At 32.6% G+C, this 23,519-nt stretch carries 18 protein-coding genes and 2 riboswitches; of the genes, 11 read left to right on the top strand and 7 right to left on the bottom strand.

Going from position 1 to position 23,519, the window contains the following annotated elements; translation table 11 throughout:
* Positions 1-457 precede the first annotated feature (457 nt).
* A complete protein-coding gene (locus tag U9966_RS04770; protein ID WP_407675201.1) occupies positions 458-1,318 on the bottom strand; it encodes an acyl-CoA thioesterase domain-containing protein in 861 nt (286 codons plus the stop codon).
* A 136-nt stretch (positions 1,319-1,454) separates the two neighbouring features.
* Positions 1,455-1,581: riboswitch (FMN riboswitch) on the top strand.
* Positions 1,582-1,830: 249 nt separating this feature from the next.
* Between U9966_RS04770 and U9966_RS04775 the strand changes: the two genes are divergently transcribed.
* The 5 genes from U9966_RS04775 to ribH all read left to right on the top strand — a co-directional run bounded on the left by U9966_RS04775 (position 1,831) and on the right by ribH (position 6,554).
* The gene (locus U9966_RS04775; RefSeq protein WP_306347578.1) at positions 1,831-2,703 is read left to right on the top strand and encodes a DMT family transporter; all 873 of its coding nucleotides are present in this window, start codon (positions 1,831-1,833) and stop codon (positions 2,701-2,703) included.
* Between the two features lie 34 nt (positions 2,704-2,737).
* Positions 2,738-2,864: riboswitch (FMN riboswitch) on the top strand.
* Between the two features lie 164 nt (positions 2,865-3,028).
* Positions 3,029-4,120 carry a bifunctional diaminohydroxyphosphoribosylaminopyrimidine deaminase/5-amino-6-(5-phosphoribosylamino)uracil reductase RibD gene (gene ribD / locus U9966_RS04780; protein ID WP_306347579.1) on the top strand — a complete coding sequence of 364 codons (1,092 nt, stop codon included), beginning with the start codon at positions 3,029-3,031 and terminating at the stop codon, positions 4,118-4,120.
* Complete coding sequence (gene ribE, locus U9966_RS04785) at positions 4,120-4,758, top strand: riboflavin synthase (protein ID WP_306347580.1); 639 nt, start codon at positions 4,120-4,122, stop codon at positions 4,756-4,758. The genes ribD and ribE overlap by 1 nt, the downstream gene beginning before the upstream one ends.
* A 13-nt stretch (positions 4,759-4,771) precedes the next feature.
* Positions 4,772-5,971, top strand: a complete 1,200-nt coding sequence (locus U9966_RS04790; RefSeq protein ID WP_306347581.1) for a bifunctional 3,4-dihydroxy-2-butanone-4-phosphate synthase/GTP cyclohydrolase II — start codon at positions 4,772-4,774, stop codon at positions 5,969-5,971.
* 121 nt (positions 5,972-6,092) lie between these two features.
* The gene (gene ribH, locus U9966_RS04795) at positions 6,093-6,554 is read left to right on the top strand and encodes a 6,7-dimethyl-8-ribityllumazine synthase (RefSeq protein WP_306347582.1); all 462 of its coding nucleotides are present in this window, start codon (positions 6,093-6,095) and stop codon (positions 6,552-6,554) included.
* A gap of 117 nt (positions 6,555-6,671) precedes the next feature.
* Here the strand turns inward: ribH and U9966_RS04800 are convergent, their stop codons facing one another.
* The 5 genes from U9966_RS04800 to U9966_RS04820 all read right to left on the bottom strand — a co-directional run bounded on the left by U9966_RS04800 (position 6,672) and on the right by U9966_RS04820 (position 12,383).
* Positions 6,672-7,436 carry a SpoIIE family protein phosphatase gene (locus U9966_RS04800; RefSeq protein ID WP_306347583.1) on the bottom strand — a complete coding sequence of 255 codons (765 nt, stop codon included), beginning with the start codon at positions 7,434-7,436 and terminating at the stop codon, positions 6,672-6,674.
* A gap of 122 nt (positions 7,437-7,558) precedes the next feature.
* Complete coding sequence (locus U9966_RS04805; protein ID WP_306347584.1) at positions 7,559-9,475, bottom strand: GmrSD restriction endonuclease domain-containing protein; 1,917 nt, start codon at positions 9,473-9,475, stop codon at positions 7,559-7,561.
* Positions 9,468-10,862: a DUF262 domain-containing protein gene (locus U9966_RS04810; protein ID WP_306347585.1), complete on the bottom strand. Its 1,395-nt coding sequence runs from the start codon at positions 10,860-10,862 to the stop codon at positions 9,468-9,470. The genes U9966_RS04805 and U9966_RS04810 overlap by 8 nt, the downstream gene beginning before the upstream one ends.
* A gap of 71 nt (positions 10,863-10,933) precedes the next feature.
* Positions 10,934-11,743 carry a leucine-rich repeat domain-containing protein gene (locus U9966_RS04815; protein WP_306347586.1) on the bottom strand — a complete coding sequence of 270 codons (810 nt, stop codon included), beginning with the start codon at positions 11,741-11,743 and terminating at the stop codon, positions 10,934-10,936.
* Positions 11,744-11,840: 97 nt separating this feature from the next.
* Complete coding sequence (locus U9966_RS04820) at positions 11,841-12,383, bottom strand: hypothetical protein (RefSeq protein ID WP_306347587.1); 543 nt, start codon at positions 12,381-12,383, stop codon at positions 11,841-11,843.
* Positions 12,384-12,548: 165 nt separating this feature from the next.
* Here U9966_RS04820 and recB point away from each other — a divergent pair, with 165 nt between their 5' ends.
* The 6 genes from recB to U9966_RS04850 all read left to right on the top strand — a co-directional run bounded on the left by recB (position 12,549) and on the right by U9966_RS04850 (position 22,486).
* Entirely contained in the window at positions 12,549-16,136 is a 3,588-nt protein-coding gene (gene recB, locus U9966_RS04825) for an exodeoxyribonuclease V subunit beta (RefSeq protein ID WP_306347588.1), read from the top strand.
* Positions 16,137-16,482: 346 nt separating this feature from the next.
* The gene (gene betI / locus U9966_RS04830; RefSeq protein WP_306347589.1) at positions 16,483-17,067 is read left to right on the top strand and encodes a transcriptional regulator BetI; all 585 of its coding nucleotides are present in this window, start codon (positions 16,483-16,485) and stop codon (positions 17,065-17,067) included.
* Entirely contained in the window at positions 17,064-18,527 is a 1,464-nt protein-coding gene (betB, locus tag U9966_RS04835; RefSeq protein WP_306347590.1) for a betaine-aldehyde dehydrogenase, read from the top strand. The genes betI and betB overlap by 4 nt, the downstream gene beginning before the upstream one ends.
* Before the next feature lie 23 nt (positions 18,528-18,550).
* A complete protein-coding gene (gene betA / locus U9966_RS04840) occupies positions 18,551-20,221 on the top strand; it encodes a choline dehydrogenase (RefSeq protein WP_306347591.1) in 1,671 nt (556 codons plus the stop codon).
* 103 nt (positions 20,222-20,324) lie between these two features.
* Entirely contained in the window at positions 20,325-20,693 is a 369-nt protein-coding gene (arsC, locus tag U9966_RS04845) for an arsenate reductase (glutaredoxin) (RefSeq protein ID WP_306347592.1), read from the top strand.
* Positions 20,694-20,695: 2 nt separating this feature from the next.
* Positions 20,696-22,486 (top strand): BCCT family transporter, encoded by a 1,791-nt coding sequence (locus tag U9966_RS04850; protein ID WP_306347593.1) that lies wholly within the window; start codon positions 20,696-20,698, stop codon positions 22,484-22,486.
* A gap of 172 nt (positions 22,487-22,658) precedes the next feature.
* Here U9966_RS04850 and U9966_RS04855 read toward each other — a convergent pair whose 3' ends face one another.
* Positions 22,659-23,513 carry a divergent polysaccharide deacetylase family protein gene (locus tag U9966_RS04855; protein WP_306347594.1) on the bottom strand — a complete coding sequence of 285 codons (855 nt, stop codon included), beginning with the start codon at positions 23,511-23,513 and terminating at the stop codon, positions 22,659-22,661.
* Positions 23,514-23,519: the final 6 nt, after the last annotated feature.

Here is a 23,519-nt window from a genome sequence, read left to right on the forward strand (position 1 = left end):
GGAGTTTTGTTCCCCTTTCATTTATACTAAGATTTGTAAATCTAGGCTTTTTTAAATTAGTCAATATCAAAAAAACACTCCTATAGCTTCACCTTGGTGTAACGGTAGAATAGAACGCTTAAACCAATGATTAAAACGTATTATATTGAAAGTTATTTTACGTTAAACAGCTTTTTAACGCAGTGTAAATTTTGGTACAACAACCAACGCTCTCACCAAAATTTAAAGGGGAAAAATGCCAAATGACGTTTGGTCTCAAAATAACAAATACAGGCATAAATAAGCGGTATGATTTAAATAAAAATTTGCAAATTTAAACTGTCCGTAAAAAACAGGCAGATTTAGATTGAAAATTACTCAATTATGGTTAAATAAAAAGCTGTCCGTAGTGTGGACAGGACACCGCTATATTTGTACCTAATAAGATGTTGTTGGCATTTTTATTAGATTCTAAATACTATCTTGCTCTAATTAACCCCTCTTGCTGTACACTTGCCAGTAATTTCCCCTGTTGATCAAAAACCTGTCCTTTTGTTAAACCTCGTCCACCAAAGGCATTATTTGTTTCTAAGGCGTATAACGTCCAGTTATTAAGATTAAAATCACGATGAAACCAGATACCATGATCTAAAGTTGCAAATTGCATTCCTTGTTGCATTATGCCTTTTTCGTGTGGATGTAACGCCGTTGGTAAACAGTGGAAATCTGAAAAATAAGTAAATAAACATTGTTGTAAACGTTGATTTTGTGCTTCTATTTCGTCATTGGTTTTAAACCATACAAATTGCTTAGGTGGAAGTTTTACACCACTAAAAGGATCATTTGCATATTTAATCCTAACTTCAAAAGGACGCTCTGCTTGAAATTTTTCTTTTAAGTGAGTAGGTAAAAGTTCTGCCATTGATTTAATTAATTCATTTTCTGAATAATAATCAGTCGGTTCTGCCACTTCTGGCATTACACTTTGATGATCAAACCCCTGCTCTTTAAGCTGAAATGAAGCAGTTATTCGACAAAGTAAAGTATTCTTTTGTTTCGCTAATACACTCACAGAAGTAAAACTCTTCCCCTCTCGCAATATTTCTGTTTCATAAATAATTGGTGAATGGATATCTCCTGCATTAATGAAATAACAATGAAAAGAGTGCAAAATTCTTTCTAATTCAACTTGTTGCATTGCTGCAAACAATCCTTGTGCCATTATTTGCCCGCCAAACACTTTTGGTAATCCTAAATCTTCTACTTCGCCTTGAAATTGATGACTACCAAGCTTTTTTAACGTTAATAATTCGATTAATTTTTGTAATGCTTTCATTATTTATCCTTGTGTATTAATTATTTTTTAAACTGTTTATTTCTGTCATAGTAACAAATATAGTGAACACATTCTATCTTGATATATTAACAACATAATTATTGACTTTTTAACAAAATACTCCCAAAATTAGCACATATTTAATCTTCAGGGCAGGGTGAAATTCCCGATCGGTGGTTATAGTCCACGAGCGGAAGCGAAAGCGGATGCAGGAATAAGTGAAATTCTTATACCGACAGTTAAAGTCTGGATGGAAGAAGAAAAACAAATAGAAATTAATGCACTTGAGTTCTCTCAAGTGTTTTTCTGTATGCTTTCTAATGCCTTGAGATCTTAGGATTTCAGGGCATTTTTATTTTTCTTAACTTTTATCAATTGTTTTTATAAAGCAATGGGTAAAAGCGAAGAAGAATAGTATCTGCTATCCCTCGCCCATAAACCGATTAAATTAAAAACTGACATTTTTAGGTTATGGTAAAAACCATAAAAAATTTATCTTCATATAAGGAATAATTATGAAAAGCAGTAATTCTTTACTCGGCGGGCTATTTATGGTTCTAGCAGGTCTTCTTTTTGCTATCACAAATACCAGTGTACAATATTTAAGTGCAACCATTGATCCCTCTGCTATCGCTTTTTTCCAATATGCGTTAGCCTTTATTTTTATTATTCCTTTTCTAGGAATAAGAGGAAGTAAAAAAGCCATAAATTCCAAGCACCGACTATTGCATTTTGTACGAGTAGCATTTTCTGTCTTTGGGGTGCAACTTTGGACTTATGGACTGGCTTATGTACCAATTTGGCAAGCTATTGCGTTAGTAATGCTTTCGCCTCTTTTTACTACTATTGGGTCTGGTTTATTCCTAAAAGAAAATGTGAGTAAAATCCGCTATATTGCAACCTTAATTGGTTTATTAGGTGGCTTTATTATTCTTTCCCCTTGGTCTGATGATTTTAATATTTATGCGTTCTTACCTATTGCAGCGGCAGTATTTTGGTCATTTGCTTCACTTATTACTAAATATACCTCAAAAGATGATAACCCTATTACTATCGTGGCTTATTTATTGGTGTTATTACTACCAGTAAATTACCTATTTGGTTATTCTCATATTTTAATGCCGAGTGATTTATCCACTTGGGGAATTTTGATTTTATTAGGTGCGGTGACTGCAATGGCACAATTTGCTATTGCGAAATCCTATAATCTTGCAGATGCTTCTTTTGTACAACCTTTTGATCATTTAAAACTACCATTTAATGTATTAGCTGGTTGGTTAGTGTTTGGCTATCTTCCACCAGGAGAATTATGGATTGGTGCATTATTGATTATCTTTGCTGTTACAATGGTTTCTCGTGTTGAGAAAAATAAAAAAATGCAAGAGTAATAACAAATAAGTTTTAAACTAAAATTAGTACATATTTAATCTTCAGGGCAGGGTGAAATTCCCGATCGGTGGTGACAGTCCACGAGCGGAGGCGAAAGCGGATGCAGGAATAAGTGAAATTCTTATACCGACAGTTAAAGTCTGGATGGAAGAAGAAAAACAGATAGAAATAAATACACTTGAGTTTTCTTAAGTGCTTTTCTGTGTGCTTTCTAATGCCTTGAGATCTCTGGATTTCAAGGCTTTTTTATTTTTATTGTTAGTTCTAAATAACGATAAAATAAAAATAATTTCTGTCTGCTCTCCACTTATAAGAATAAACACAATGACACATTTAGATTATATGAAAAAAGCCATTGAATTGGCAGAGCGTGGACGAGGTTGGACAAATCCAAATCCTCTTGTAGGTTGTATAATTGTAAAAAACAATCACATTATTGCAGAGGGTTATCACGAAAAATATGGTGAATGGCACGCTGAACGTAATGCCATTTTAAATTGTACTAAAGATCTATCTGGAGCCACTGCTTACGTCACCCTTGAACCCTGTTGTCATTTTGGTCATACACCACCTTGCTGTGATCTATTAATCGAAAAAGGAATCAATACTGTTGTGATAGGTTCAAGTGATCCTAACCCTTTAGTGGCTGGAAAGGGAATTAAAAAACTACGAGAAGCAGGGATTGAAGTCATTGAAAATATAATGAAAGCACAGTGTGATGAGTTAAATTCTATTTTCTTTCATTATATTCAAACCAAACGTCCCTATGTATTATTGAAATATGCAATGACCGTAGATGGAAAAATTGCCACTATTACAGGTGATTCTAAATGGATTACTGGAGAAATAGCACGCCATCAGGTGCAACAAACTCGTCATCAATATAGTGCCATTATGGTAGGTGTAGATACCATTTTAGCCGATAATCCAATGTTAAATTGCCGTTTAGAAAATACCAAACAACCTGTACGGATAGTATGCGATAGTCAATTGCGTACACCATTAACCAGTAAATTAGTACAAACCGCTCCACAATTTCCCACCATCATTGCTACCCTTAGTACTGATTTAAAACGTCATCAACAATATCAAGAGCTGGGTGTAGAGATTATTACGGTTTCCGCAGATAAAAATAAGCGGTGTGATTTAAATGTCATTTTGCAAATTTTAGGTCATAGAGGGATTGACAGTGTGTTGTTAGAAGGAGGTTCAAATTTAAATTTTAGTGCCTTACAAATGGGTATAGTCGATTTAATTCATTGTTATATTGCCCCCAAATTAATTGGTGGTAAAACAGCAAAAACCCCAATTGGTGGTAAAGGCGTGGTGTCTTTAAGTGATGCCACACAATTAAAATTAACAAAAACAGAAATGTTTGGCGAAGATATACGCTTAACCTTTGAGGTGAAAAAATAATGTTTACAGGAATTATTGAAGAAGTCGGTAAAGTAGCTCAAATTCACACAAAAGGACAATTTGCACAATTAAAAATTACCGCAAATACCCTGTTCAATGACATACACTTAGGCGACAGTATTGCGGTTAATGGTGTATGTTTAACAGTCACAGAATTTAGTACTAATCATTTTTGTGCAGATGTGATGGAGGAAACCCTAAAGCGTACTTCATTAGGCGAATTACAACCTAATAGCCCTGTCAATTTAGAAAGAGCAATGATAGTCAATGGTCGTTTTGGCGGGCATATTGTTTCAGGACATATTGATGGCACAGGTGTAATTCATCACATTACTAGTGGTAACAATTGTACTTATTATCAAATTAAAACATCTCCAAAATTAATGCGTTATATTATTGAAAAAGGCTCAATTACTATTGATGGTATTAGCCTAACCATAATAGATTGTGATGATACAACTTTTAGCCTATCTGTTATTCCTCACACTATTTCTCACACTAATTTAGCAACAAAACAACGAGGAAGTATTGTCAATATAGAGAATGATATTATCGGTAAATATGTCGAAAAATTGCTCTTATCACAAACTACTCAACGTAATATAACCGAAGACTTTATGGAAAAAGTTGGATTTTAAAAAAAGGAAAAAAATGTTTCAATTTTCAAGTGTTAAAAATGCATTAAACGCAATTGCTCGTGGTGAAATTATTTTAGTAACAGATGATGAAGATCGTGAAAATGAAGGTGATCTCATCTGTGCTGCTGAATTTGCTACCCCTGAAAATATCAATTTTATGGCAACATACGGCAAAGGTTTAATTTGTATGCCAATTTCACAACAAATTGCCGATAAATTAATGCTCACACCAATGGTAACAAATAATACGGATAATCACGAAACAGCCTTTACAGAAAGTATTGATCATATTGATACGGAAACAGGAATTTCTGCTTATGAACGTTCAGTTACTGCTTTAAAACTAGTAGAAGATACTGCAAAAGCAAGTGATTTTCGCCGTCCCGGACATCTGTTTCCATTAGTTGCAAAAAATGGTGGAGTGCTAAGACGTAATGGTCACACTGAGGCGACAGTTGATCTGGTTCGTTTAGCAGGTTTAAAAGAAGCAGGATTATGTTGTGAAATTATGGCAGAAAATGGCACGATGATGCAAATGCCAGAACTACAAGCCTTTGCAACTAAACATAATATGCCATTTATTACCATTGCTCAGCTACAAGCCTATCGTCGCAAGCACGACAATTTAATTGAACGTATTTCTATAGTAGAAATGCCAACTAAATATGGCAATTTTATCGCTCACAGTTTTGTAGAAAAACTAACGGGCAAAGAGCATATCGCTTTGGTAAAAGGTGAAATTGATAGCAACCAAGACATATTATGTCGTATTCATTCAGAATGTTTAACAGGTGATGCTTTTGGTTCACTACGTTGTGATTGCGGGCAGCAATTCTCTCAAGCAATGGCTCAAATTGAAAAAGAAGGGCAAGGCATACTACTCTATCTCCGCCAAGAAGGACGTGGAATTGGATTAGTCAATAAGTTACGGGCTTATGAGTTACAAGACAAAGGGATGGATACGGTTGAAGCCAATTTAGCATTAGGCTTCAAAGATGATGAGCGTGAATACTATATTGCTGCACAAATTTTAAAATCACTTGATGTAAAAGACATCCGCTTATTAACCAATAACCCTAAAAAGATCAAAGAATTAACACAATTTGGTCTTAATATTACTAAACGTGAAGCCATTCAAATCGAACCCACAGAGTATGATTTAAATTATTTAAAAGTTAAACAAACTAAAATGCAGCATTTGTTTAATTTATAAATGGTAGAGGTATCTCTATCCAAGCGGTAAGATCTTTATCAAAATTTACTAAATTTTGAAAAAATGTACCGCTTAACGCTCAACAATTTTTATTACATTTATAACCAAAAAGGATTTTAAAATGACAACATTTACAGGAAACTTAGTTGCAACAGAGATGAAAATTGGCATTGTATGTGCAAGGTTTAACGACTTTATCAATGACAAATTATTAAGCGGAGCAATAGATACATTAATCCGTCACGGAGCAAACACAGAAAATATTGACACGGCTTGGGTACCTGGTGCATTTGAAATTCCATTAGTTGCAAATAATATGGCAAAAAGTGGTAAATATGATGCCATCATTTGTATTGGTACTGTTATTCGAGGTTCAACGACTCACTATGATTATGTATGTAACGAGGCGGCAAAGGGTATTGGCAATGTTTCACTCCAAACTGGTGTACCTGTTATCTTTGGTATTCTCACCACTGAAAATATTGAACAGGCAATTGAACGTGCTGGTACTAAAGCGGGCAATAAAGGAGCCGAATGTGCATTAAGTGCAATTGAGATGGTAAACTTATTAAAGGTAGTTTGAAGTACTTATTAAAAATTTTTCTTCTTTTTAATTATTTGAAGCAAATAACATAGCGAAATATATAGACAATATTTCGCTATAACTACCAACCGTCGTTTTATGTAGATTTTACAAATTTTATAAAAACGAACAACAGATCATAGAAAAATCATCACAGATATATTTTTTAGAAATAAGCATTTGTTTTATAAAATTGACTCTTTTCTTATTGCAATTAAATTTATTCCAAATTTCTTTACACTGTTGAATTGCCGTTTCGTTCATTATTCCTGCGGTAAATAATAAAAGCGTATCATCTGCCTGAATGTCTATTTTCTGATGAAAATAAGCGGTCTGAAAAGGTTGATTATTTGCAATTAAGTAAGAAGATAAACTTTCTGTTGAGTTCTGAAAATATTTTACTCTAGGATTATTCTTTTTAGGTAATAAAACGTGATCTTGGCTGATTTTCGTCCATTCTCCTTGTGAATTAACAAGATAAACACGACAATTTCCGACATTTAATAATGTTGCGATTTGATTTTCCAAATCAATTTCAACGGCGGAAAATACGGTCGCTATCCCCAGATTCTCCTGAGCAAAGGCTTTATTAAATTTTTGCTGAGTTTCACAAAGCCATTGATAATTTAACGCTTGCTGATTTTTCTGACATACTCCTAATTGTTCCATCCAGAAATGGCTTGCTTTATAAGAATGAAGTTCATCATAAAGTGCATCAGCAACCCCTAAAATAAGACGAGATTTTGTTCTTGTTAGACTATGAGTAGCCAAGAACTTATGTTGTAAAACCTTTCCACCATTAAATAAAGCATCATTATTTCTAAAATAAAATGGATGAGGGTCTTTGCAATATTGAGCCAAAATAAGCTGACAACTTTTCATAGTTTCTCCTGTGTTTTTAAAGTTAATAGTTCGCTTTAAAATAGGTTTATGGGAGAAATTAAAAGTTAATGATAAGAAAATAGCGAAATATTTTGGGTATTTCGCTATTAAGAGATTAAGTTTTATTCATTTTTATATTTGGTTAGTTCATTATTGAGAATTTCCTTCATTTCTTTTCCGTGTTCAAGTATTTCGTCTTTTCCCCAAAATTCATAGCTCATCATTATTTGTTGTTTTAAGCTATCATATGGAATTGTAGACTTATCTTTTTTAGGCTTATAATGTGCTTGTTTCTGTTCTATGGAGTAGTTATTTAAGCTAGAATTTCTACTTCTAGGGATTAAACATAAGTTTCCAAAATTATTACAACTTTCTTTATCCACTTTTTCTCCGATATAACTTTGTGGGTAATAATGCTCCACAGAATTATTGCTCGTTCTAAAACGATATTGCTGATTAACTGTCTCACCGTTTTTACTTTTAACTTTATTTTTCCAAAGAATATAATCTAGACGATTAAATATAAAGTTTTGTACTGATGTTCCGTTATTAAATAATGATTCATTATCAGGTCGATTATATTTAAATTGAGCATCTAAAATAGTTTCCATAATATCAGAATTTTGATCTTTGAGGCGTTTACATATGTCTATGTAAAATTTATCACTTAATTTTTCAAGCTCTGTTATATAATTTTCTTCTGTTTCTGCCCAATTCTTTATAGTTAATCCTCTTAAAACAGCATATAACCAATTTTTATATATTCTTTGTGGATAAGAAACATGGAACATGGAAAGTAACATAATAATTTGATTATGATTTGCTGTTTTATCTTCTTGAGTTTTTTGATTAAAGAGAGAATTGATGTAATTCCATTTTTTATTTTTACTTTCAGAGTAATATTTAGGCTGTTGTAAAGACCAATCATCTTCTTGATCTCCAATTTTTGATTTAATTATATAATTATCAAAAAGAATTCTAGTTTTAAGAAGAATAATTGAAAATTCTTTTATATTGTTAGATGTTTCATCATTATTTTTAAAATATGTATTAAATATTTCTAATAACTTCTTATTATCCAAAGGAATATCTTTAAAATTTTCATTTTTTTTATTTTCAAGGTAAATTTTTAATACGTAAATTAAGAAGTTTTCAAAATCAATTATAGAATGGAATAGTTCTTTTTGCTCATCATTATCTTCTTCTATATTATTTAAAAGTTTGTCTGCTTTTTTTATGATTTCACTAATTGATTTATCTTCATTATTGTTACTGTCATCTTTATATTGCCCTAGTAATTTTTTAAATAGACCATTAAGATCAATACCTTCATTATTAAGATCGAGATTTTCATTTATTATTACTTTTCTAAAATCACTTACAAAAGACATCACCGCATAACGATTCATATCAGAGCAACAATCCCAAATTTTTGCAAAAAGTTTTTGTGCTTTATCCTCTTTGTTTAATTTATTCATTAAACGAACTTTTAATATTTCGTGTTTTTCTAATTGTTCTCCACGATTATTCATTATTTCAAAATAATGATTGAGATCTGTTTGTGGTGGTACTTCAGTACGAATAATAATGACATTATTTAATAAGAAATTTTGAAATTTAGTCTTATCTTTATTTTTAAAGAAATTCTCAATTATTTTATAGGCATTGCCGATATTATCATTAGGAATAGTTTTATCTTTTAATTTTTTTAAACTAGATGTTGATTGTTCACGATGTTCAAATCCTAATTTCTCATCTATATTATTTTTACCTAAATAAGATAATAAAATATAGAGTGTGGTCAATCGTTGTTGCCCATCAATAACTTCAAATCTATCATCATTTCTTTTATAAACCACAAGTGTGCCAATATAATAGTTATTCTCTGTATTTTCACTTGCCTTACTAATATCATCGAGTAATCGTTCGATTTCATCTTTTCCCCAAGCATAATTTCGTTGATAAAGGGGAATAATGTAGCGATCTTTAAATATGTCATTGATTGTAAGTGATTTTGATAAATTTTCTTGGTTACTCATTATTTTTTCCTTTTTCATTCTTTTCTTGAATATTAAAAACAGATTTTAAATCTGTAATTTCAGTTGCATTTTTTTCTATGTAAGTATGATTAAATATTGTATGAAAATGTAAAATGTCTTTTGAGTGATTCATATTATCAATCCAAAATAATAATCCATTCGAATTCCAAGCATGATTTTGAATAGTTGGAAAGCTAACACGGGAATTTTCTAAACGTGTTTGATATGCCCACTTAAATACTTTTTCTGTTGCGATATCTAATAACTCATCGCCAAACTTATCGTAATAAGCCAATAAGGTTGTTTCAAAAAGCATTTTGCAATATTGATCACCGATACGATAAGCACCTTTATAAGACTGTAAAAAATTAAGGATATGTGTATTTTTTCTTTCAAATATGACTTCATATTTTATTTTTTGTGGATTAAATAGCGATGAATATAGTTTTCTATAATATTGAATAAATTCAAAGAAATATTCGCCATTAAATAAAGGTTGTTGAATATTGAATGGCATAGTTATTTTTTGTGAAAGACTATGTAGTAAATTTTGATTATTTTGATAAAAGAAACGTGCAAATTTATAAATATTTGCATTTGGATAATTTTCATCAAAATTAATACCTTTAAACACATTGATATCTTTACCTGTAAAAATTTCAGCATCTTTATTTCTACGCCATTGTCTTAACCTAAATAATTGATTATCAATAATCGTATTTAGATTGGGTAAATCATCTTTTGGTTCTTTTTCTGCGGCTACTTCCCATTGTTCAACATATTTTAGTACTTTTGGCGTATGAGTATTTTCTGAAAAAGCCCTTAAATGATAGGCTTTAAGTAAATCAAAAGTTTCTAATTTTTTACCACTTGAATTTTGAGAATCAAAGAATTGAAAGGCTTCATCAATGTCATTTAATGTAATACAGACCATTTCACATTGAGTTAAAATATAGTCTGAAAATTGTTCTTTCTTCTTGGTGTTTTCTAATCTGTTCTCAATAAATTTATAATTATTTGCAATATTAAAATGGCTAATACTATGTTTTACTTCTTGTTCAAGAAAATTTTTAATACTAATTGTTTTTTCATTAAGATGAATTGTAATATCCATTTTTTCTTTATTTAGGAAAAATAATATTAAAGCTAAAGTTGTTAATCGTTGCTGTCCATCAACAATATCTAATTTTCCATTATCATGAAAAACCACTGCACCAATACGATAAACTTTGTTTTCTTGAAAATGCGTGATTAAATCATCTAAAAGTTGCTCAATATGTGTCGTTTGCCATTTATAGGGTCTTTGATAATCGGGAATATTAAGTTCTTTTTCAAAAATATTCTCTATTTTTTCTACCGTTGCTATTTCTTCTTTTGGGTTAGCCATTTCTTATTCCTATCCTTTCATTTTACAAATTCTTATAAAAATATTACCGCTTATTTTATAACCTTATTAAATTATACACTTTGAAAGATTATTTTTCTTCTTCCACTGTGAATATCCCACGAAATCACTCCCAATCCTGTGAGCTGATCTAATATATTAGTAGCTCTTGGAAAGCCAATGGATAGCTGACGTTGTAATAGTGGTGCACCAAATTCCTTGTTATATTCAACGATACATTCAATCGCACTTTTTAGCAGAATATCTTGCGAATGATGAACGGAGTCTTTTACTTTGATAAAATCAATAATATGGTTTAAATAAGCTAATTTCTTGGCTTTTTCTTCTGCCAAATATTTTATATCTTTTTCATTTTTGATAGATTTCTTAATAGGCTGTCTTTTTATTACCTTTTTACGTCTTATTTCAGGATTTATTTGTTCAATAAAATCAGCCAAAATATGTGTTGGGATATTACAATTTATCGCAGTAAATTCTTTCAAGTTAGTCAATTCTTCAATATAACTCGGTAACTGATAAATAGGATTATGACTAATATTCAGTGTTCTTAATTGTTGAAGATCCCTCAAACTATTCGGTAATTTATCAAATTGATTGTTACTTAGATCTAAATATTTTAGCCTTTTCATTTTATTTATAGCATTCGGTAAATTCGTTATTTTATTCGTACTTAAATCTAATTTTATTACAGAACTTAATAAACTGATTTCTTTAGGTAAATTGTAAATATTTAAATGAGAGAGATTAAGTTTGCGTAGTTGAGCTAACTTTTTGCTATTTTTTGGCAAACGAGAATTTGGAATATTATTTTCAATTCCCCAATTGATAATAGATTGTAGATTTTTATTTGTAGTATATGTCATTATTAGTAATTCTGTTATAACTAGTTGATATAGAAAGATACTTTTAGTAATAATATTTTATTATAAGTAGTTATATTCTAATAAAAATTTATAATTATTATTTACTTAGCCAAGAGTAAAATTCTTCTGGCATTTGTGCTTCTACAACGTCTATTTCTCTAATATTAACAGTTGAATTACAACCCATTAAAGGGACTTCAATAATTTCTTCTTGGGAAGACCATTGCATTTTTAAATATCTAACATTATGTTCATCATAAGCAATATCTGTTACTCGTCCATGACCATATAACTTCATTGTTTCTCCTAATTTTTCTCTTTTCTTTAATATAACTAAATCTCCTTTACATATACTGTAAAATTGTTCCATTTGAATTTGACTTTTAAAAAAATCAAATTCACAAATTCCTTTTGATTTCCATTCAAGATCAAGTCGGTTATGAATATTAGCATCAGGGCAAAATCCCATAAATAAAATATGAGTATCAGTGGGGGTTATTGCATCAATTACATCAATGACATATTTAGCATCTAAATCTCCCTTTTTATATATATTTTCAGCATTAACTTTTAGTCTTGCTAATTCTGAACGAGTCATTTTTGTATTTTTGATTCGTTCAATTTTTTTGTCATATTTCATAATAAACTCTCCTAAAGTTATAGTGGATTAAAACTTATTTTTTAATATCTATATTAACAGGCTAATCCCCCAAATTAAAAGTCAAAATTTAAAAATTATTTTCTCTATAAAAACTTGCAAATTTTCTATAAAATGATACCGCTTATTAAACAAAAATGGTTACTTATGAAAACGCTTGATCCTATCTCACTTCCTTTAAATAAAGTCGCTTTAATTGAGGCATCTGCTGGTACGGGTAAAACCTATACAATGGTAAATCTTTACCTCCGATTATTGCTCGGTGTGGGCTGTCAGCCTTTGACGGTGGAGCAAATTTTGGTGGTAACTTTTACGCGTGCTGCAACTCAAGAATTGCGAGATCGTATTCGCGTCAAAGTGGCGGAAGTGTCAAAGTATTTTCAGGAATATGGCGAAAAAGGAAAGTGTGAAGCACTAACAAGCGATAAGTTTTTGTGGGAAATTTACCAAAATATTGAACACCAGTTAGCTGTAGCATTGTTACGTTTACGTATTGCAGAACAAGAGATTGATGTAGCGAGCATTTTTACCATTGATAGTTTTTGTCAAAAAATGTTATCCAGTTTTGCCTTTGATTCTGGAATGCGATTTGATATTGAATTACAGCCCGATGAAACAGAATTATTAACAGGTTTAAGTGAAGAGGTATGGCGTGAGCTGTTTTATTCTTGTTCAGAGATGGAAGCTGATTTTATTTTGGATAAGCTTAAATCACCACAAACTATTTTCAAGAAAGTTCGTACACAGTTGAATGATACTTTACCTTCTTTATCTGAGATACAAAAAAGTCAATTAGAAAATTGTTTAAGTGATAATTTAAAATATCAATCTTTTTTGAATGAAATTAAACAATATTGGCGAGAGAATGGAAAAGAGATTGCACAGCTAATTTATGATGATTTAGCTAAAAATAAACAAAAATCATTGAATGGTACTTCTTATCAAGAAGGTTATGTGGATTCTTGGACGGCTATTCTTGAAACGTGGGCAAATACTCATCAAAATGGAGTTCCTACTTGTTTTGATCGCTTTTGTCAGTTTCATATTAATAATAAAACATTAAAAGGAAAAGATCCCTTATACAGTGAATTTTTTGTAAAAAATGAAAAATATTGGAATATATATCAACAAGAATTTGAGCTTTGGCTTAAGCAACAAGTTATTATTTTAGAATTAAAATTTTTACTCGCCTTACGTCAAAAATTAGCAGAGTATAAACGTACCCATAAAGAACGAAATTTCAGCGATTTTACGAATGAATTAAACCTTGCTTTGCAAAGTGAAAAAGGACAAAAATTAGCCACTCAAATTCGTCAGCGTTATCCTTTTGCGATGATTGATGAATTCCAAGATACCAACCTTGCCCAATATCAAGTATTTAATGCCATTTTTATAGAGCAAAAAAGTGAAAATCAGGGCTTTATAATGATTGGCGATCCCAAACAATCTATTTATAAATTTCGTGGAGCAGATATTTTTACTTATCTTAAAGCATCGAAACAAGCACAAGAGCAAGCAACATTAAATAAAAACTGGCGATCACAACCGACTATTGTCTGTGAAACTAATCAGCTGTTTGATTTGAAAAATGAACTCTCCCCTTTTATCTATCAAGATATTTTATTTCAATCTGTTGAATTTAATGATAAAAAACAGCAGGTTATTGGACAAGATAGTATTCATTATTTTTTACTCGATAATAAATTTGTAGAAAGTCAAAGAAAAGGAAAAGAGAGATTTGATACTTTGTATGCTCAAGCCAGTGCTGAACATTGTGCAAGTGAAATTCAGCAACAATTAAAACTGGCACAACAAGGTGAACTTTTTTTGCAAAAAGAACAAAATAAGTTACCGCTTAAACCACAAGATATTGCTATTTTAGTGAGAAGTGGCAAAGAAGCAAAACTTATTCAAGAAGCATTAAAAGAGCGTAATATTCAATCTGTATTTTTATCAGAAAAACACAGTGTTTATAATTCTGAAGAAGCACAGCAAGTATTATGGCTACTAAATGCTTGTTTACATTTTAATAATCAAAAAGCCATTTTGACTTCACTGGGTACCGCATTATGGCAACTAAATGCCAGTGAAATTTTTGAACTTAAAAATAATGAAATAAAATGGGATAGATGGTTAGAAAAATTTGCTCACTACAATGAAATATGGTTAAAGCAAGGCGTATTACCTATGTTACACCATATTTTTATTAGTGAAAATTTAATTGCCAAATTAAGAAACTCAGACAATGGTGATCGCAAAATTACCAATTTATTACATTTGGCGGAATTGTTACAAAATGCAATGCCAAGTTTAGAAAATGAAACTGCTTTAGTGCGTTGGTATGAAATGCAATTAGACAATGCAGAGGATAATCAAGAAGAACAAGTGCTGCGTTTAGAAACAGAGCAAAAATTGATTAAAATTATTACTTTTCACGGTTCAAAAGGGTTGGAATATCCCATTGTTTGGCTACCTTTTGTGGGTAAAACAACCAGTTTCAAACTTGGGCAGGTATATCGGGATCAAAATAATCAACAACAATGGGTATTTGGTGATTATTCTGATGAAATCAAAAATGCAATTGCCAAAGAAGAATTTGCGGAAGATTTACGTTTAATTTATGTCGCTATTACGCGTGCTGTTTTTCAAATAAACTTTATTTTGCCGCAACAATTTAAAGCTACAAATAGTTGGAATGCAATGGCATATTTATTAAGTAACGGCGAAATTGGTGAGACAACGAGTAATTTAGAATTATTACCCACAAAAACGTTATTAGAGAAAAAACAACTTACTGGAAAAATTGTAAATTTAGATAAAAATCCTACCGCTTGTGATTGGTCGCCAAATGAAGAAAACTATCAAAATTTGTGTGCCAAAACCTTTACTCAAAAAATTAAACGTGATGGTCAAATCACGAGTTTTAGTGCATTGCATTCCTATCATCAATGGCAAGAAGAAAAGCATTCTGAATTAGTACAAGATTATGATTATCAAAATGCTGCAATAACACCGAATGAAGAGATACAAAGCCTTTATTCACCTTTTACTTTTCCACATAGCACCAAAGTAGGAACAATTTTACACAGTTTTTTTGAGCATTGTGATTTTACGCAACCGATTAACAGTGAAAAAGTAGCAATACTCTGTGAGCAATTACATTTAGAGGAAAATTGGATTGAACCAACAATACAATGGTTTGAACAAATTTTAACGACGCCAATTATTGAAAACGAGTTTTGCCTAAAAGATATTCCAAATTCACAACGCTTAAATGAATTACAATTTTACTTAAACTTAAAAAATAGTAATGCCTTACCAAAACTAAATGAATTGATAAAAAAACACGCAAAATTAAAAGATTTACCCTCATTATCTTTACCCAAACTCAATGGTTTTGTACGAGGATTTATTGATTGTATTATTAAAGTGGATGGAAAATTTTATATTTTGGATTACAAATCTAATTTTTTAGGCAATTTTGCTGAAGATTACTCTATTCAAAATTTAGAGAAAGTAATAGGGCAATATCGTTATGATTTGCAATATTTACTTTACACTTTGGCAGTACATCGTTATTTAAACTCTCGTTTAGAAGATTATGATTATGATCGAGATTTTGGTGGTATAACCTATTTATTCTTACGAGCAATGGATGGTTCACCACAAAATGGGGTATTTTTTGATAAACCAAGTAAAGAATTAATTGAAAAAATGGATGAACTGTTTGGATAAATTAAAGAGGAGAAAGTATGAAAAATAAGACAATAAAACATCCAAAAATAAACTAAATTTAAGCGGTATCTTGCGTAAATATCATTTAATATTTTGCCAGTTTTTTCAAACCACGCTTCAGATGAAGTGCTAATCTTGATATTTTCATAAATCATCGGTGCAATAAGTTTTTTGCCTATGTAACAAGAAACAATAGAGCTTGGTTGATAGTTATTAAAAATATCTTGCAAATTTTTTCATACAAGTCACCGCTTGTTTTTTAACTGCTTTTTATTTTAATTGAACGTTCAATCAAAATAAATTAAAATAACGTAATCTTAATTACCGTCAATTAAAGGATCTCTTTATGCCTAAAGTTGGTATGTTAGAAATTAGGCGACAACAACTTATTGAAGCAACATTAATTTGTGTTGAAAAATATGGGGTAGCAGATACAACGATTGTTCAAATCGCACAACAAGCAGGTTTATCTTCTGGAATAATTAGTCATTATTTTGGCGGAAAAATGGGGCTGTTGTATGAAACAATGCGTGATTTAATGAGAGAATTACGTGTCACCATCACTGAAAAAAGTAAGTCCGAAACTAATTTAACCCCCTATCAAGCCATTGAAATTATTATTGATTGTAATTTTGACCCCGATACTGACTCTGCAAGAATGAAAGTATGGCTTTCATTTTGGTCGATGAGTATGCACCAAGATGATTTGAATCGTTTACAAAAAATCAATGACAGTCGCTTACATTCAAATTTATTATTTCATTTCAAAAAATTATTACCAAATCAACAAGCAAAAAATGCTGCACGAGGATTAGCTGCCTTAATTGATGGCTTATGGCTACACGGTAGTTTACGTAGCGAGGAGTTTGATCATTATCAGGCTCGATTTATCGCAAAACAATTTCTAAACAAATTATTGGAGGAACAATGAAATTTCCCACTCAACAACTTTATATCAACGGTAAATACCACAAGGCTACAAGTGGGCGAACCTTTACCACAATCAATCCAGCCACAGGCGAAACCCTAGCAGAAATTCAAGTTGCTTCAAAAGAGGATATTGATTTTGCGGTAGATTGTGCCGTTAAAGCTCAAAAAAAATGGGCAGCATTAACCGCCGTAGAGCGTGCAAGAATTTTAAATAAAGCGGTAGCTATTTTACGTGAACGTAATGATGAGTTAGCCCTTTTAGAAACCTTAGACACAGGTAAGCCTGTCAGTGAAACAATGTATGTCGATATTGTAACTGGGGCTGATGTGATTGAATATTATGCAGGCTTAGCCACATCTATTGAAGGTACACAAATTCCGCTTCGTGAAGACAGTTTTATTTACACTCGCCGTGAGCCATTGGGCGTAATTGCAAGCATTGGTGCGTGGAATTATCCGATCCAAATTGCAATGTGGAAGTTAGCCCCAGCTTTAGCCGCAGGGAATGCCGTTGTCTTTAAACCAAGTGAGGTAACCCCTCTAACTACCTTAAAATTAGCAGAAATTTTAACCGAAGCAGGTGTGCCAGATGGTGTCTTTAATGTGGTAAACGGAACGGGAGCTGATATTGGCGATTTCTTAACCCAACATCCACATATTGACAAAGTCTCTTTCACTGGTGGATCTGCTACGGGTAAAAAAGTGTGTGCCAGTGCGATTACCTCTAATTTAAAAGAAGTCACAATGGAATTAGGAGGCAAATCGCCTGTGGTCATTTGTGATGATGCCGATTTAGATTTAGCAGCAGATATTGCGGTAATGGCGAACTTTTATAGTTCAGGTCAAGTTTGTACGAATGGTACTCGTGTTTTTGTTCCAGCGAAACTTAAAGCCGAATTTGAGCAAAAAGTATTAGAGCGTGTACAACGTTTTAAAATAGGCGATCCTCAAAATCCTGAAACAAACTTTGGTCCATTGGTTAGCGAACCGCATATGAACCGAGTATTAAATTATATTGAGCTTGGTAAAAAAGAAGGGGCAAAATGCTTAATTGGTGGCGAACGTGAGATGAGTTTGCCACAAGGCTATTATGTAAAACCAACGGTCTTTACCGATTGTACTGATGAAATGACGATTACCAAAGAAGAGATTTTTGGTCCTGTAATGAGTATTTTAAGCTATGAAACAGAGCAAGAAGTCATTGAACGAGCAAATAATACGGAATATGGTTTAGCAGCAGGTGTGGTAACCAAAGATTTAAACAAAGCACACCGCATTATTCATCAGCTTGAAGCAGGTATTTGTTGGATCAACACTTGGGGCGAATCTGACGCTAAAATGCCTGTCGGGGGTTATAAACAATCGGGTATTGGGCGTGAAAATGGGATCGAAACCTTAAAACATTATACCCAGACAAAATCAATCCAAGTTGAATTAGGCAGATTTGAATCTGTATTCTAATCTTAAAGAAAAAGGAGAACACAATGAGAGAATTTGATTATATTATTATCGGTGCAGGTTCAGCAGGTGGTGTATTAGCGGCTCGCTTAACCGAAGATAAAGAAACTAATGTTTTATTATTAGAAGCGGGAGGTCCAGATTATCGCTTAGACTGGCGTACACAAATGCCAGCCGCCTTAGCCTTTCCTATTCAAACTAAACAGTATAACTGGGGTTATGAAACCGATCCTGAACCATTTATGAATAACCGTCGTATGCAATGCGGACGTGGTAAAGGGCTGGGTGGCTCATCGTTGATCAATGGTATGTGCTATATTCGTGGTAATGCAATGGATTACGATAATTGGGCTGAGCAAGATCCTTTATTAGCTAACTGGACATATCAGGATTGTTTACCTTATTTCAAAAAAGCAGAAACTCGTGATATTGGCGGTAATGACTATCACGGCGATTCAGGTCCTTTACACGTAACAACCCCAAAAACTGGTAATAATGAGTTATTCCACGCAATGGTGGAAGCGGGTGTGCAAGCAGGCTATCCAAAAACGGAAGACTTAAATGGCTATCAACAAGAAGGTTTTGGTCCTATGGATCGTACCGTCAGCCCAAATGGTCGCCGTTGTAGTACTGCTCGTGGTTATTTATCTGATGAAGTCAGAGCAAGAGAAAATTTAGTAATTGTCACAAAAGCAACCACCGATCGTATTTTATTTGAAGGTAAAAAAGCGGTTGGTGTCTGCTATTTAAAAGCCGATCAATCAATTAAAGCGTCTGCGAAAAAAGAAGTATTACTTTGCTCTGGTGCAATTGCATCGCCAACCATTTTACAACGTTCAGGTATTGGTAATGCTGAGTTATTAAAAGAGTTAGATATTCCTGTTGTTCACGAATTAAAAGGGGTGGGCGAAAACTTACAAGACCACTTAGAGCTTTATGTTCAGTTTGAATGTATAAAACCTGTAAGTATTGCACCAAGTTTAAAATTACACAACCAAGCAATGATTGGTGCAGAATGGATGTTTAAAGGCACAGGTTTAGGGGCAAGTAACCAGTTTGAAGCAGGCGGATTTATCCGTTCTGATGAACGTTTTGAATGGCCAAACTTACAATATCACTTCTTACCAATCGCTGTAAACTATGATGGTTCGAATGCGATTGAAAGTCACGGTTTCCAAGCTCACGTCGGTTCAATGCGTTCTCCAAGTCGTGGAAGAATTAGAATTAAATCAAAAGATCCACACGAGTACCCAAGTATTCTGTTCAACTATATGGCAACAGAGCAAGACTGGGAAGAGTTTAGATCCGCCATTCGTATCACTCGTGATATCTTTACCCAAGATTCACTAAAACCTTATGTCGGAAAAGAGTTATCACCGGGAATTGACTGTCAAACAGATGAACAATTAGATGACTTTATTCGTGAACACGCAGAAACCGCCTTCCATCCATCTTGTAGTAATAAAATGGGCTCAGGCGAAGATGCCGTTGTTGATAATTTTGGACGCGTACACGGCGTGGAAAGTTTGCGTGTAATTGATGCTTCAATTATGCCAATAATTACCACAGGTAACCTAAATGCCCCAACCATTATGATGGCAGAAAAAATTGCGGATCATATTCGTGGCATTGAACCATTACCACGTGCAGAAGTGCCTTATTTTAAAGCAAATGGTTTACCACCAAAAAGTAAATAAATTTGCAAATTTTTGATGATATCTAACCGCTTAGATATTAAACTATATTTTAAAGCGGTGAGATTATTTTCATTTTTTACATATTTTAAATTAGGAAAAAATAATGAAAAAAGCAACTATTTATCACAACCCCAAATGCAGTAAGTCTCGTGGTGCATTAGCGATACTTGAAGAAAGAGGTTTTAATACTGAGGTCATTCTCTATTTAGATACTCCTCCAAACGCAGATACACTTTCACAACTTTTAACTGAAATGGGAATGTCTGCACGTGATTTACTACGTACCAATGAAGAACCTTATAAAACACTTAATCTTGCAGATAAAAAACTGTCAGAACAACAACTTATTCAAGCAATGGTAGAAAATCCAGTCTTAATAAACCGCCCAATTGTACAAACAGAATTTGGTACAAAATTAGGACGACCATTAGAAAATATTGAATGTATTTTATCTAACAATGGAGATAAATAATTATGAACGACTCACTCAACAAAAATTCACAAAAAACTAACCAATCTATTGGTAGTTTTAATTCAGACAAAACCTCAGAACCTAAAGTAGAACAATTTGATACTCGAATTGATAAATTTACGTTCTTTGGTGTATTAGTCATCTTATTTTCTGTTACTCTTCCGTTAATTTTCTTCCCTGAGCAAGGTGCTTATTGGGTTGATGAAATCAAAGGTTTTGTAACAGATAAACTCGGTGGTGCTTACTTAATGTTTGGTGTACTTGCTGTTATTTTTGTTATTTATATTTCTTTCTCAGATATTGGTAACATTAAGTTAGGTAAACCAGAAGATGACATTGAGTTTAAAACGAGCTCTTGGGCTGCAATGATGTTCTGTGGAGGTATTGGAGCTGGTATCCTTTATTGGGGTATTTTAGAATGGACATACTATTATCAAGGACCTCCATTTGGTATTGAAGCGGCAACCCCTGATGCGATTAAATGGGCAAGTACTTATGGATTATTCCACTGGGGACCTGTGGCTTGGGCAATTTATTTAGTTCCAGCTGTCTCTATTGCTTATTTTGCTCACGTACGAAATTCCCCTATTTTAAAAGTAAGTCAAAGTTTAATGCCATTATTAGGAGAAAAATTTGCTAAAAGTAATTGGGGACGTTTAGTCGATGTATTCTTTATTTTTGGTATGATTGGTGGTGGAGCGACTTCACTAGGTCTTGCATCTCCTATGATAACTCAAGGTTTACACGAACTCTTTAACACACCAAATAACACAACAATGCAATTGGTTGTACTCTTTGTTACTACGCTAATTTTTGCTTACAGTGCTTATCAAGGATTAAAAGGTGGAATTCAATTCCTTTCTAATATCAATTTCTATTTAGCCATTGGTTTCTTAATTTTTGTATTCTGCGTAGGACCAACCGTCTTTATGTTTGACACTGGTTTAGAAGCCTTAGGTCGCTCATTAACCAATATTATTTCAATGATGACTTGGACAGAAGCCTTTGGTGAATTTACAGAATTAGGCTTTAAAGATACTAACTTCCCTGGTGATTGGACAGTGTTCTACTGGGCGTGGTGGTTAGTATTTGCACCAACTATTGGGCTATTTATTGCCAAAATTTCAAGAGGTCGTACTATCCGTCAAATGGCAATTGGTTCAATCTTCTTTGGTTCTCTTGGTTGTTCTGTATTCTTTATGGTTTTAGGTAACTATGGTTTATATATGCACCTTTCTGGAGAATTAGATGTTATTAATGTGCTGAATACTCAAGGAGCAACAGCAACTATCTTTGCTATTTTGCATACCTTACCAATAGCTAAAGTCGCCATTGCCGTATTTACTATTTTAGCCATTATCTTTACTGCCACCACTTTTGATAGTATTTCTTACATTTTAGCATCTGTTGTACAACACGAAGTTGATGATGAGCCAAAACGTTGGAATAGACTATTTTGGGCATTCACGTTGTGCTTTATGCCAGCAACCTTAATGCTCATCGGCGATTTAAGTACCTTACAAACAGCCTCTATTTTTGCGGGTGCACCACTATTAGTGATAATGTCATTAATTATGCTTTCAACAATTAAAGCGGCAAAATACGATTTATATTATCAACCTGATTATTCATTAAGTACTATTCATATTGAAGAAGTGCCAGATGTTGCCCCTTGGGAAGAGGGAGAAACATCAGAGGCTCCTGAAGGTTCAGTTCACGCTCAAGAAGCGGAATATGAAGAAATCCGTCAGCAAAATGAATTAGATGAATTGGTAGAAGAAAATTCAAAATAAAATTTACAGTACAGCTGATATATAACTTAATCATTGTATTTGTAGATACCATCTTGCCTACTCAATTTACTGGTTTAATTGGATAAGCTGGCAAGATACAAGAGGCGTAGTATACTACGCCTCCATACTAGATATTTAATTTGTAAATTTTTAAAACTTGTATCGCTTGCTATTATTCTTTTGGCACGCCTCTTAATAAAGGAATATGAGTAGGATTGCTTCCTTTTGACGTTTGTGAAGGTTTTATTTCAAAAAATAAAATAAAATCTTTTTCTGTGACTATTTTTTCATTACGCCATAAACTGCCAATATTGACCAGTTGTACATCATCAGGTAAATTTTTCAGTCCTTGTTGTAAAACTTTAATACTATTATTTCTAGGATGCCCAATTAAAATTGCTAGTCCATTTTTTTGTGCATAACGAACAGCATAATCAAAACGATTTTGAACATCTGCTAATTTATTACTGTCATCTAAAAATACATTACGCTTTAAAGTAGGAATACCTAAACTCTTAGCAATATCTGCTGCAACTGTTTTTCCACTGGTTACACTGTCCAAAAAAAATAATTTATTTTCCGCTAATATATCCATCAAATAGCTCATTGACGTTCTATCCGCTGTTGCTGCACTTCCCATATGGTTATTTAAGCCAATGGCATAAGGTACTTTTTTTCTTGCATTCACAATTAAATTTTTAATTTTTTCTTTCGACATCCCAATTTTTAATGCTCCTGTTTCAATGGGAATATTACTTAATGGCTGCATCGGTAAATGAATTAAAATATCACGTTGTTGCTCAAAAGCTTGTTTTGCTCTTACTGTTGCATAAGGGGCGGCAGGAATAATTGAAACATTTACCGCTTTAGGTAAATGATAAATCGCCTGATCTTGACTGCGATAGCCAATATCATCAATAACAATAACTAACTTTCCTGCATTGGCAAGCGGTATCATCCATATAAAAATTTGCAAAAAAAGAATAATAACTAACCGCTTATATTTGTTTATTTTAACTTTATACATTAAATA

The organism is Pasteurella atlantica, from assembly GCF_963693435.1.
Classification (GTDB): Bacteria; Pseudomonadota; Gammaproteobacteria; order Enterobacterales; family Pasteurellaceae; genus Phocoenobacter; species Phocoenobacter atlanticus.